The sequence below is a fragment of the uncultured Corynebacterium sp. genome (genome assembly GCF_945649885.1).
In the GTDB taxonomy this organism is placed as follows: domain Bacteria; phylum Actinomycetota; class Actinomycetes; order Mycobacteriales; family Mycobacteriaceae; genus Corynebacterium.
Genome location: NZ_CALZFS010000094.1, coordinates 1 through 11,660, shown reverse-complemented (window position 1 = coordinate 11,660; position 11,660 = coordinate 1). Strand labels below are relative to the sequence as shown.

At 58.6% G+C, this 11,660-nt stretch carries 12 protein-coding genes; 8 read left to right on the top strand and 4 right to left on the bottom strand.

What is annotated here, in order from left to right; translation table 11 throughout:
- Together Q0M74_RS10260 and Q0M74_RS10255 are read right to left on the bottom strand one after the other, a co-directional pair.
- Nucleotides 1-1,415, bottom strand: a 1,415-nt coding sequence (locus Q0M74_RS10260) for a BCCT family transporter (RefSeq protein ID WP_293954085.1), incomplete at its 3' end; no start/stop codon positions are given.
- Nucleotides 1,416-1,445: 30 nt separating this feature from the next.
- The gene (locus tag Q0M74_RS10255; protein ID WP_293954084.1) at nucleotides 1,446-1,631 is read right to left on the bottom strand and encodes a hypothetical protein; all 186 of its coding nucleotides are present in this window, start codon (nucleotides 1,629-1,631) and stop codon (nucleotides 1,446-1,448) included.
- A gap of 200 nt (nucleotides 1,632-1,831) precedes the next feature.
- Here Q0M74_RS10255 and Q0M74_RS10250 point away from each other — a divergent pair, with 200 nt between their 5' ends.
- The 5 genes from Q0M74_RS10250 to Q0M74_RS10230 all read left to right on the top strand — a co-directional run bounded on the left by Q0M74_RS10250 (nucleotide 1,832) and on the right by Q0M74_RS10230 (nucleotide 6,792).
- Nucleotides 1,832-3,331, top strand: coding sequence for a methylmalonyl-CoA carboxytransferase subunit 5S (locus tag Q0M74_RS10250; protein ID WP_293954082.1), 1,500 nt, complete (start codon nucleotides 1,832-1,834; stop codon nucleotides 3,329-3,331).
- A gap of 7 nt (nucleotides 3,332-3,338) precedes the next feature.
- Complete coding sequence (locus tag Q0M74_RS10245) at nucleotides 3,339-4,895, top strand: acyl-CoA carboxylase subunit beta (protein WP_293954080.1); 1,557 nt, start codon at nucleotides 3,339-3,341, stop codon at nucleotides 4,893-4,895.
- Nucleotides 4,896-4,900: 5 nt separating this feature from the next.
- Nucleotides 4,901-5,182 carry a hypothetical protein gene (locus tag Q0M74_RS10240; protein ID WP_293954078.1) on the top strand — a complete coding sequence of 94 codons (282 nt, stop codon included), beginning with the start codon at nucleotides 4,901-4,903 and terminating at the stop codon, nucleotides 5,180-5,182.
- Nucleotides 5,179-5,541, top strand: coding sequence for a biotin/lipoyl-containing protein (locus tag Q0M74_RS10235; RefSeq protein WP_293954076.1), 363 nt, complete (start codon nucleotides 5,179-5,181; stop codon nucleotides 5,539-5,541). Before Q0M74_RS10240 ends, Q0M74_RS10235 begins: the two co-directional genes overlap by 4 nt.
- 186 nt (nucleotides 5,542-5,727) lie before the next feature.
- Complete coding sequence (locus Q0M74_RS10230) at nucleotides 5,728-6,792, top strand: S1 family peptidase (protein WP_293954074.1); 1,065 nt, start codon at nucleotides 5,728-5,730, stop codon at nucleotides 6,790-6,792.
- 271 nt (nucleotides 6,793-7,063) lie between these two features.
- Here the strand turns inward: Q0M74_RS10230 and hisN are convergent, their stop codons facing one another.
- Nucleotides 7,064-7,849 carry a histidinol-phosphatase gene (gene hisN, locus Q0M74_RS10225; protein ID WP_293954071.1) on the bottom strand — a complete coding sequence of 262 codons (786 nt, stop codon included), beginning with the start codon at nucleotides 7,847-7,849 and terminating at the stop codon, nucleotides 7,064-7,066.
- A gap of 6 nt (nucleotides 7,850-7,855) precedes the next feature.
- Complete coding sequence (locus Q0M74_RS10220) at nucleotides 7,856-8,725, bottom strand: inositol monophosphatase family protein (RefSeq protein ID WP_293954069.1); 870 nt, start codon at nucleotides 8,723-8,725, stop codon at nucleotides 7,856-7,858.
- A gap of 74 nt (nucleotides 8,726-8,799) precedes the next feature.
- Between Q0M74_RS10220 and prfB the strand changes: the two genes are divergently transcribed.
- The 3 genes from prfB to ftsX all read left to right on the top strand — a co-directional run bounded on the left by prfB (nucleotide 8,800) and on the right by ftsX (nucleotide 11,634).
- Complete coding sequence (gene prfB / locus Q0M74_RS10215) at nucleotides 8,800-9,906, top strand: peptide chain release factor 2 (protein WP_293954067.1); 1,107 nt, start codon at nucleotides 8,800-8,802, stop codon at nucleotides 9,904-9,906.
- Between the two features lie 114 nt (nucleotides 9,907-10,020).
- Nucleotides 10,021-10,710: a cell division ATP-binding protein FtsE gene (ftsE, locus tag Q0M74_RS10210; protein WP_293954065.1), complete on the top strand. Its 690-nt coding sequence runs from the start codon at nucleotides 10,021-10,023 to the stop codon at nucleotides 10,708-10,710.
- Nucleotides 10,711-10,731: 21 nt separating this feature from the next.
- Nucleotides 10,732-11,634 carry a permease-like cell division protein FtsX gene (gene ftsX / locus Q0M74_RS10205; protein WP_293954063.1) on the top strand — a complete coding sequence of 301 codons (903 nt, stop codon included), beginning with the start codon at nucleotides 10,732-10,734 and terminating at the stop codon, nucleotides 11,632-11,634.
- Nucleotides 11,635-11,660: the final 26 nt, after the last annotated feature.

Sequence of the window (11,660 nt, the reverse complement as noted above, 5' to 3'; positions counted from 1 at the left end):
TAGGCGCGACGGATCATCATGGGATCATTGCGCAGATCGATGGCCCAGGCGATCATCACGCCGACGAGAATGATGGCAAAGGGGAGTGCACAGGTCACCATGATGGATTGCAGGCCTGATAGTGCGTTCTGTCCGCCGGCGAGCAGCAGGGACATCGAGATGAGGCCGAGCATGGAGCCCCAGATGATGGTGACCGGTTTGGACGGCACGGGACGACCGGACTGGGACATGGATCCCATGACGTTGGTGGCGGAGTCGGCTGCGGTGATGAAAAAGATCACGATGGCGATCAGAACAATGATGGAGGTGATCGTGGAGAAGGGCAGGTTGCCCATGAGATCAAACATCACATTCTCGCCGGATCCCTTGATTTCCATGTCCCCACCGCTCATACGTTGCCAGATGGTGGAACCGCCGAAGATGATGAACCACAGCATGGAGATGCCCGATGGTACGAGGACAACCACGACGACGAATTCACGCAGGGTACGTCCGCGGGAGATTTTAGCGATGAACATGCCCACGAATGGTGACCAGGAGATCCACCAGGCCCACAGCAGGGTGGTCCAACTCTGGAGGAAGAGCTTCTCGGTCTCGCCCTCGCTGGGGTAGACGGTGAGCATGGCAGGCAGGCCGTCGACAAATGTCAGGAGGGTGGCGGGGACCAGATCAAGGAGGAAGACGGTGGGTCCAGCGATGAGTGCGAATAGTGTCAGACCGATCACCAGGAACATATTGGCGTTGGAGAGTATGCGGATGCCCTTTTTTACACCGGATACCGCAGAGTAGATGAAGAGGACGGTGAGGGTGGTGATGGCAATGATCAGGAAGGTATCTCCGCTGACATCGCGTCCGGTGGCAATGGAGGTGCCGGTCTGGATCTGCAGGGCTCCGATACCCAGGGAGGTTGCGGTACCGAAGAGAGTGACCAGCACAGCGAAGATATCGATGATCTTGCCCAGGATGTGGTTGTTGCCACCGGGGAACACTGGTTCAAAGAGGGAAGAGATCAGAGGGAGGCGACCGCGACGGTAGGAGGCATAGGCGATGGCGCCACCCACGAGTGCGTAGACGGGCCACGCCAGGGAGGCTTGATGCAGAATTGCCTGGGTAATGGCCTGGGTTACCAGTCCGCTGGATTCCGCCTCCAGGCTGGAACCCGGCGGGGGAGTCATGAAGTGGATGAGGGGTTCCATGGGGCCGTAGAAGATCAACCCGATACCCAGGCCTGCGGCGAATAACATGGAGATCCATGAGGTGGTGGAGTAGTCGGGTTCACTGTCGTCGTCGCCAAGGGGGATACGCCCGGTAGGTGCAAAACCGATCACCAGCATGAAGACGGTGACAGCTACGATGAGTGTGCCGAAGAACCAGGCGAAGTTTTGCACCACCCAGCCCTGCATGGTGGTGCCCACCTGGTTGATTCCGGTGGGGGAGATTACTGCTCAGATGAATGCTGCGGCAGAGAAAAACAGTGCAACCGCGAAAACCACCTTGGTGGTGGGGAGCTGTGCGTCAGTGTCATCGACGCTGATGCCGGGAACGAGCGCGGGGTGGATGGAACGCTCTCCAGAGGAGGCCTTCTTCAACGCGCTGGGTATCCGTTTCTTGGGGGACCCCTGGGGGCTCATGTTTATGTCCTTCACACTAAGAGAATGCCAACATCTTAAGTTTAGGTGACCTGGGACACTATTTTGCGCTGGGCAAAAAGAGCTGCGGGGGATTATTTATAGTGGGATTGCTGACTATGCGCAGGTCGCGTTAAAAAGTATGACTAATAACACTGATAGTTAGCTGGCGGGAACTGGATTACACCTTTAGATTGAGGGTTATGAGTCCACGAAAAATAGGTGTAACCGAAGTTGCTCTGCGTGATGCACACCAGAGTCTGATGGCAACCCGCATGGCCATGGAAGACATGGTCAGCGCCTGTGAAGATATAGACAATGCCGGCTACTGGAGTGTGGAGTGCTGGGGCGGGGCAACCTTCGACGCCTGCATCCGCTTCCTCAATGAGGATCCCTGGGAACGGCTACGCACCTTCCGCAAGCTGATGCCCAACTCCCAGCTGCAGATGCTGCTGCGCGGCCAGAACCTCCTGGGGTATCGCCACTATGAGGACATGGTGGTGGACAAGTTCGTAGAGAAATCAAAGGACAATGGCATGGATATCTTCCGTGTCTTTGATGCCCTCAATGATCCCCGCAACCTGGAACATGCCATGCAGGCGGTGAAGAAGGTTGATGGACACGCCCAGGGCACCATCTGTTACACCATCTCCCCACTGCATGATGTGGAGGGCTACATCCAACAGGCCGGACGTCTCCTGGATATGGGGGCGGATTCCATTGCCCTGAAGGACATGGCTGCACTGCTCAAACCCCAACCGGCCTATGACATCATCCGTGGCATCAAGGAAACCTACGGTGAGGACACCCAGATCAACGTTCACGCCCACTCCACCACGGGTGTCACAATGGTGACACTGCAAAAAGCCATTGAAGCTGGCGCGGATGTGGTTGATACTGCGATCTCGTCGATGTCATTGGGACCTGGACTCAACCCCACCGAGGCGCTCGTGGAGATGCTCGAAGGTACCGATTATGACACCGGCCTGGACATGGACCGGCTGCTCAAGATCCGGGATCATTTCCGGACAGTCCGCCCCAAATATGCGGAGTTTGAATCCAAGACCCTGATCAACACCGATATCTTCCAGTCCCAGATCCCCGGTGGCATGCTCTCCAACATGGAGGGGCAGTTGCGCGCACAGGGGGCTGAAGACCGCATGGAGGAAGTCATGCTGGAGGTCCCCCTGGTGCGCAAGGACGCCGGATATCCACCACTGGTCACCCCATCCTCACAGATCGTGGGTACTCAGGCGGTATTCAACGTCCTCATGGGCAGATACAAGGTCATGACCGCTGAGTTCGCGGACCTCATGCTCGGCTACTACGGCGAATGCATCGGGGAGCGCAACCCTGAGCTGATCACACTGGCACAGGCACAGTCCAAGAAGGAACCGATCACCATCCGTCCCGCAGACCTTTTGGACCCGGAATGGGAACAGCTGCGCACCCAGGCAGAAGAACTGGAGGGCTGCAACGGTTCTGATGAGGATGTGCTCACCAACGCACTCTTCCCAGGGGTCGCACCGGGATTTTTCACCACCCGGGATGAGGGGCCGAAGAACGTGGGCAAGACAGCAGAGCAGTTGGCACAGGACAAGGCCGCAGCCCGCGGTCAGTCCACCGCGATCCGCGAACCCATCACATACAAGGTCACCGTCGGTGGCCGCAGCCAGACCGTCAAGGTAGAGCCGGGAGCATAGAGAAAATATGGCACAGGAAAAAAGCATGCAGGAGCGTCTCGACGCACTGGCAGCCGAACGCGATCGGGTGAGCCTCGGCGGTGGCCAGGCCAGGATTGACAAGCAACATGAAAAGGGCCGACTGACGGCGCGGGAACGCGTCGCCAAGCTTGTCGATACCGACACCTTCCGCGAAACCGGGATGTTCGCCAAGCACCGCACCACCCACTTCGGCATGGACACAGCAGAAGCACCTGCCGACGGTGTGGTCACCGGCGTCGGCGCCGTCTACGGGCGCCCCGTGCACATTGCCAGCCAGGACTTCACCGTCATGGGCGGCTCCGCAGGTGAGAAGCAATCAGAAAAAGTCGCAGCCATGATGGATGCCTCCGCCACCACCGGTACCCCGTTTGTGTTCATCAACGACTCCGGTGGCGCCCGCGTCCAGGAAGGCATTGATTCCCTGTCCGGATACGGCAAGGTTTTCTACCACAACGTGCTGCTCTCCGGCCTGGTACCGCAGGTCTCCATCATCGCCGGTCCCTGTGCCGGCGGTGCCGCCTACTCCCCGGCGCTGACCGACTTCATCATCCAGGTCCGCGGCGCACAGATGTTCATCACCGGTCCCGGCGTGATCAAATCAGTCACCGGGGAAGAAGTCACCGCCGAACAACTAGGCGGCGTGGATGCCCACATGACCAAGGCCGGTAACATCCACTTCGAAGCGGACAATGATGAGCAGGCCATCCTCATTGCCCAGAAACTCCTCAGCTTCCTGCCCCAGAACAACACCGAGGAACCACCGGTGGTCAACCCGGATCCCGTGGTTGAACCAGATCCGCACCTCCACGAGATCGTGCCTGTCGAGGCTAAAAAGGGCTATGACGTCCGCGATATCATCGCCCGCATCGTCGACAACGCCGACTTCCTGGAAGTTCAGGAAGGCTTCGCCCGCAATATTGTCGTCGGATTCGGGCGCGTGGTGGGCCGCACCGTGGGCATCGTGGCCAACCAACCACAGGTCATGTCCGGTGTCCTGGACATCAACTCCTCCGACAAGGCCAGCGCCTTCATCCGATTCTGCAACGCCTTCAACATCCCACTGGTCACCCTGGTGGATGTCCCCGGCTTCATGCCCGGCGTGGCACAGGAACACGGCGGCATCATCCGCCACGGCGCGAAGATGCTCTACGCCTACTCCGCCGCCACCGTCCCGAAAATCACCGTGGTCCTGCGCAAGTCCTATGGCGGTGCCCACCTGGCAATGTGCTCCAAGGACTTAGGGGCTGACCGCGTCTTCGCCTGGCCCACCGCAGAAATCGCCGTCATGGGAGCCGAGGGGGCCGTCAACGTTGTATTCCGACGTGAGATCGCCGAAGCCGAAGACCAGGACGCGCGCCGGGAGGAACTGATCCAGGAATACCAGGACACTTTCTCCTCACCATTCATGGCAGCCTCCCGCGGACTGGTGGATGACATCATTGACCCGGCGGAAACCCGCCTCCAGATCGCTGACGCCCTCATGGTGCTGGCCAATAAACGCACTCATCGTCCGCAGAAGAAACACGGACTGGGACCGGCGTAGAAAAGATGGGCACCATGAATCAACAAGAGCTGGAGCAGCTCCTTACAAAGCTCTCACAACGCCTCGACACCGTCGAAGCCGAACTCAAAGAGCTCCGGGCCCGATCCGATGCCGACATCCCGGAGGACACCCTCCTGGCGATTGCCGCTGCCGTATCCGCCTACATGGGCAACCGCGGCAAGGTTAAGGCCGTCAAACTCCACCGCCACCGCACATGGGCAGCGCAGGGAAGGCAGCGCGTCCAGGACCACTCCACACTTCTACAAAGAGGGCCCCACACACAATGAAACTCAAAGTAACGGTTAATGGAATCGCCTACAGCGTCGAGGTGGAAGTGGAGGAAGAACAGCAACCACTGGGTCCGATCATCATTGGTTCAGGCCGTGGAAATACCCCCGCTGCCCCCACCACAGCATCCATCCAGGGCGTAGCCGCCAACGCAGTGGTGGCTCCCCTGGCCGGATCGGTATTCAAGATCCTCGTGGCCGAGGGGGACAACATTGAAGCAGGTCAGGTACTACTTATCCTGGAGGCAATGAAGATGGAAACAGAGATCACCGCACCTTCTGCCGGTGTGGTTGGCACCATCAACGTCGCACAGGGTGAAGCAGTACAGGGAGGACAGTCACTCATTGAGATTGACTAGCTGAACAGCTTAAACATCGTTTATGTCACACTTGGCGTTTGCTCCGTCGAAAGTTACTTCTCTCATGGCAATATGTAGTGCATTGCCCGTTTTCATTGTGAAAGTGATTTAAAGATAAATATGCGCCTCCCGGTTTCACGCCGTTTCCTACTGACAACCTCGATTCTGGCGACTGGGGTGACTTTCATGGCACCGACCGCCCAGGCAGCGGAATGGGTGGACACTACAGCTGTGGTTGACCAGGCGAATGAAACACTTTCACAATTTGGGGTCACCCTCGATCGCACTGTGGCAGAACAGTTCGACGCAACAGCAAATACCAACATCGATGCCAGCATCAGCGCAGGTATCAAAGACGGTGTCCTGCCTGTCGAGGTCCGCACCCAGCTTCCTTATGAAACCACCGGATATGAGGATTCAGTCCGCGTGGTTGAGCAGCCGCTGCGACTGCTCAATGAAACAGGCGAAGTAATTGAAGAGGAGATCCAAGAGCAGGTTCAGCGCGCACTGCCGAACTATGAAATCCGAACAGATATCCAGGCACAGATCATGGCCGCCACCCCGGGTGAAGTGCTCCACCGCGTCCCAGGGTCCTGGTTCAACCAGCCGGCAGTCCCGGTGGCATCCAAGGACATGGAAGCGGAAGGCCGTTCTCTCTTTGGCCCCGGCACCCCGATTTACCTCGGACAGGATTCCCTGTGCACCCTGGCCGTCACCGGCACCGATGCCGATGGCCGTAAGATCGGCATCACCGCAGGACACTGTGGCAATCCCGGTGACGCTGTCCGCTCCGCAGACTCCTTCTGGGTGGGGGAGGCAGGCACAGTCGTGGCCAGCGGCTCCAACGATGACTACTCCGTGATTGAGTTCGGCTCCAACGCTGAGCTCTCCAACTCCTACAACGGTGTGAGCGTCAACGCCATCGGCGGAAAAACAGCGAACATGCAGGAAGTCTGCAAGTCCGGTGTCGCAACCGGATACACTTGCGGACTGGTTTGGAGTTCGGATGAACGTATGACCATGTCGCAGGTCTGCGCCATGCGTGGTGATTCCGGTGCACCCGTGATTTCAGGTGGTCGCGTGGTGGGCCTGGTTTCGGGAGGAGTACTCCCGAACCATGACCTTGCCTGCCAGACTCCGCTCCAAGGACCTTTTTACATGCCATCCCTGTCAGTGAACATGGACCGAGTTCTTGCTGAGATGGATGAGAGCGAAGGCCCAGGCCGCGGATTCACCCTGGTGGGGCAGTAGTTCCTAGTGATTTTCCATTAACCCAGAGATCCTGTTCCTAGAAAGCAGTAATGATCTCTGGGTTAACTTGTGCCCTTTCTGGGTTAGGGTTTCTGGGTTAATGGCTTAACAGGTAGGAACACGAAAGCACTACTGGATTCGCCCTGAATCAGAGTCCTTTCGCCCTTCACCTGAAGGTGTTTCCCTAAAACAGCACAAATAAAAGGCACCTGACATGGAAAATCCCATGTCAGGTGCCTTTCATCTTCGTCAAGCAGCTAAAAACCACTACCTACCCGTTCAGGCGTCCCAGAACCTCATCGTGGAGCACGGCGTTGGTGGCCACAGCATCGCCACCGTGGGGTCCGTCTTCACCTGCAAGGGAGCTGAAGCGTCCGCCAGCTTCGGTGATCAGGATGGACAGAGGCGCCAGGTCCCAGAGGGAAACCTCAGGTTCCGCGGCAATGTCCACAGCGCCCTCGGCAACCAGGCAGTAGGAGAAGAAGTCTCCGTAGCCACGCAGGCGCCAGGTGGTGTCGCTGAGGCCGATGAAGTTCTCACGCAGTTCACGTTCCTTCCAGCCCTCAAGTGAGGAGAAGGAGAGGGAAGCATCTGCCAGGTCACCCACAGATGAGACTGTCAGCTTGCGTGGGGAACTACCGTTGAAGGTGCGCCATGCGCCGGATCCTTCAGATGCCCACCAGCGGCGTGCCAGTGCCGGTGCGGAGATGACTCCGGCGACGGGGCGGCCGTCGTCAAGCAGGGCTATCAGGGTTGCCCACACTGGGACACCGCGGACGAAGTTCTTGGTGCCGTCGATGGGATCGATGACCCACTGGCGGCCGGTCAGTTCCACATCGCCGCCGAATTCCTCACCGAGGATGGCATCAGCTGGGCGGGCTGCGGCGATCTTTTCGCGCAGGGCGGTCTCGGTGGCCAGGTCGGCGTCACTGACCGGGGTCATATCCGGCTTGGAGGTCACATCCAGATCGGTGGCTTCAAAGCGGTCGAGGGTGATGGAATCGGCAAGCTCGGCCAACTCGAGGGCGAGCGCGAGATCGTCTGCATAATTACTCATGAGAAACTATCCTAGTTCGCTGAGGATGTCCGTGACCTCGGATACCGCCTGAACGTTGCCAGCGACACACCATTCCACGCCCCCGGCCTGCACCTTAACCGCTGCACCGCCGACGCCCTCCACGAGAGCACGACCCGGCAGCCAGTCCCAGTCAGCGACAGTGTGCTGCATCCACACGCCACTGGTGCCATCAGATACACCACCAAGATCAACAGATCCAGCACCGAGCATGCGCAGGGCAGCAGGCTGGGTAGCCACGGCGTTCCAGGCGGAGCTGACCTCGGGGTTAGCCAGCCAGGTGGGGTGGATATAGGTGGCAAGCGAGGTTTGGGAGAGGGGGGTGTCGATAAGCACCGGCAGCTCCTTGCCATCGAGCATGGTGCGGATGCCGGGGCCACCGAACCAGGTGTAACCCATCGCAGGGCGGTGCACAGCGCCGAAGAGCAGGCGCTCAGGAGCAGATGGATCGCCCTCAACCAGGGCGATGGCGCTGCACCAGTAGTCGGAGCCGCGGGTGAAGTTGTAGGTGCCATCAACCGGATCGATGACCCAGCAACGACCGCTTTGCGACGCCTTGTTCGCACCTTCCTCACCCACGACACCGTCCTCGGGGCGCAGGGCTTCCAACGCGCCTGCCACGAATGCCTCCGCCGCACGATCGGCATCGGTGACCACATCGGATACGGAGGTCTTGAAATCGGTATTCACACCATTTTCCCGCATGCGCCAGGCCAGGCGGCCCGCGTTATAAACCAGGGCCTGTGCCAGGTGCTCATCGGAGTCCTGCTCATGGGCGATCACGAAGGTTTTGGTGATCGTGGCGATCATCTCATCAAGTGTTGCAGCTGGGTGCCGGGACTGCTCAGTATTACTCATGAACTCTATTGTGCATTGTTGCAGCCTAGGTTGCTGACTTTGGGTATCGGTATCACCAGGTAACATATTTAGACATGCGTCCCGAAATTTCTGCAGAACTCTCCGAGCTCGACAGCACCCTCACCACCATCGAGAAGGTTTTGAACCCGGAGGAGCTGTCCGATCGTGTCCGGGAGCTGGAAGCCCAGGCCGCCGACCCGAGCCTGTGGGATGACCCCGACCACGCCCAGCAGGTCACCTCCGAGCTCTCCCATGTCCAGGCTGAACTGCGCAAGGTCACCGATCTGCGCCAGCGCGTGGAGGACCTTCCCATCATGTATGAACTGGCGGAGGAAGAAGGCGATGGTGACACCTCCATCGCTGATGAAGAATTAGCTGATCTCCGCGCCGGTATCGAGGCACTTGAGGTCAAGACCATGCTCTCCGGTGAATACGATGCCCGTGAAGCCGTGATCAACATCCGTTCCGGTGCTGGTGGCGTGGACGCCGCTGACTGGGCTGAGATGCTCATGCGCATGTACACCCGCTGGGCTGAGAAGAATGGCCACAAGGTGGATGTCTATGACATCTCCTACGCGGAAGAAGCTGGCATCAAGTCCGCGACCTTCGTGGTCCACGGCGACTACATGTACGGCCAGCTGTCCGTGGAACAGGGGGCGCACCGACTGGTCCGTATCAGCCCCTTTGACAACCAGGGCCGCCGCCAGACTTCCTTCGCCGAGGTTGAGGTGCTGCCCGTGGTGGAGAAGGTTGACTCCATCGACATCCCTGATGCAGATGTCCGCGTGGACGTCTACCGCTCATCAGGTCCAGGTGGACAGTCCGTGAACACCACTGACTCGGCAGTACGCCTCACCCACGTGCCCACCGGGATCGTGGTGACCTGTCAGAATGAGAAGTCCCAGATTCAGAACAAGGCCTCTGCCATGAGGGTTCTCCAGGCGAAACTGCTGGAGAAACAACGCCAGGAGGAACGTGCTGAGATGGATGCCCTCGGTGCCGGCGGTAACGCCTCCTGGGGTAACCAGATGCGCTCCTATGTGCTGCACCCGTACCAGATGGTCAAGGACCTGCGCACCAACTTTGAGGTGGGGGATCCTTCCAAGGTGCTCGATGGCGATATCGATGGCCTGCTGGAAGCCGGTATCCGCTGGCGTATGGGGCAGCAGCAGGAAAGCTAACGCAGCCAGGAAGCACAAGCAAACAGGAAACAGCCTGCCCACTTGCTGGGAGTGGCCAACCAATGTAGTCACAGGCGTTTCTCTAGCCACATGAATGTGGATAGAGTGTGACGGGTGATCACGTTTGAGAATGTCACCAAAAGCTATAAGACATCAACTCGCCCAGCCCTGGACAATGTCTCATTGAGCATTGACAAAGGCGAGTTCGTCTTCCTCATCGGCCCGTCCGGATCAGGTAAATCAACCTTCCTTCGACTGATGACCCGCGAGGAGAATGTCAGCTCCGGCCAGATCACCCTGGCGGACTTCCACGTGAATAAACTCAGGGGTGGCCAGGTGAATAAACTGCGCCAACGCATCGGTTATGTCTTCCAGGACTTCCGTCTGCTCAAGAACAAGAATGTCTACGACAACGTGGCCTTTGCCCTTGAGGTGATCGGAAAGAAGAAGGACCGTATCGCTGACCTGGTGCCGGAAACCCTGGAGATGGTCGGCCTGGCCGGTAAAGCCAACCGCATGCCCAATGAACTATCCGGTGGCGAACAGCAGCGTGTGGCCATTGCCCGTGCCTTCGTCAACCGCCCTTTGGTCCTGCTTGCCGACGAACCCACCGGCAACCTCGACCCGGACACCTCTGATGAGATCATGATCCTGCTCAACCGGATCAACCGTCTGGGCACCACCGTCATCATGTCCACCCACAACGCCCGCACCGTGGACGATATGCGCCGTCGCGTCATCGAACTTCAGCTGGGCAAACTCGTCCGCGATGACGCCCACGGCGTCTACGGCGAGATGCGATAGAAGGGAGAGGGAGACACTCATATGACTCTTGGATACGTATTCCGCGAAGCCTTCCGTGGCATGGGTCGAAACCTCACCATGACCATCGCCCTGATCATCACCACCTCGATCTCCCTGGCGTTATTGGCCACCGGATTCCTGGTGACCAATATGACAGAGCGCACCAAGGATATCTATCTGGACCGGGTGGAGGTGATGATCCAGCTGGATGAAGACACCTCCGTCAATGATCCTGATTGCACAGCGCAGGCCTGCCAGGAGGTCCGTGCGCAATTGGAGGGGCTGGACGGGGTGGATTCCATCACCTACCGCTCCCAGGAGCAGTCCTATCAACGTTTTGTCGAGGTCTTTCAATACACCGATCCCGTACTGGTGGCAGAAACCTCCCCGGATGCACTTCCTGCAGCCTTCCATGTGCGGCTGGATGATCCACTGGCCGTGGACATCCTTGATCCGGTCCGTGAACTAGAGCAGGTCAGCGCTGTGATTGACCAGGTGGATGATCTGCGCGGTGCCACAGAAAACCTGGATTCCATCCGTAATGCCACCTTCCTGATCGCCGCGATTCAGATCCTGGCGTCGATATTCCTGATTGCCAACATGGTGCAGATCGCCGCATTCAGCAGGCGTGAGGAAACCGAGATCATGCGCATCGTGGGTGCATCGCGCTGGTATACCGAGGCACCCTTTGTGACGGAGGCGGTGCTGGCCACCCTCATCGGTGCGGTGCTGGCCACGGCGGGACTCTTCCTGGGTAAGGAACTTGTCATCGACAAGGCCCTGCGTGGACTCTATGATTCCCAGCTGATCGCACCGGTGACCAACAGTGATATCTGGACCGCAGCGCCGCTGCTTTCCCTCATCGGAGTGGTGGTGTCCGGCGTCATCGCACAGGTGACACTGAGGTTCTACGTCCGCAAGTAAAAGCTCTGCCGTACACTTAAGGGGCT

Bases quoted from the DNA above. Each gene is read 5' to 3' on its own strand.
- Q0M74_RS10255 (WP_293954084.1), bottom strand. From the start codon at position 1,631: ATGAGCCCCCAGGGGTCCCCCAAGAAACGGATACCCAGCGCGTTGAAG.
- Q0M74_RS10250 (WP_293954082.1), top strand. From the start codon at position 1,832: ATGAGTCCACGAAAAATAGGTGTAACCGAAGTTGCTCTGCGTGATGCA.
- Q0M74_RS10245 (WP_293954080.1), top strand. From the start codon at position 3,339: ATGGCACAGGAAAAAAGCATGCAGGAGCGTCTCGACGCACTGGCAGCC.
- Q0M74_RS10240 (WP_293954078.1), top strand. From the start codon at position 4,901: ATGGGCACCATGAATCAACAAGAGCTGGAGCAGCTCCTTACAAAGCTC.
- Q0M74_RS10235 (WP_293954076.1), top strand. From the start codon at position 5,179: ATGAAACTCAAAGTAACGGTTAATGGAATCGCCTACAGCGTCGAGGTG.
- Q0M74_RS10230 (WP_293954074.1), top strand. From the start codon at position 5,728: ATGGCACCGACCGCCCAGGCAGCGGAATGGGTGGACACTACAGCTGTG.
- hisN (WP_293954071.1), bottom strand. From the start codon at position 7,849: ATGAGTAATTATGCAGACGATCTCGCGCTCGCCCTCGAGTTGGCCGAG.
- Q0M74_RS10220 (WP_293954069.1), bottom strand. From the start codon at position 8,725: ATGAGTAATACTGAGCAGTCCCGGCACCCAGCTGCAACACTTGATGAG.
- prfB (WP_293954067.1), top strand. From the start codon at position 8,800: ATGCGTCCCGAAATTTCTGCAGAACTCTCCGAGCTCGACAGCACCCTC.
- ftsX (WP_293954063.1), top strand. From the start codon at position 10,732: ATGACTCTTGGATACGTATTCCGCGAAGCCTTCCGTGGCATGGGTCGA.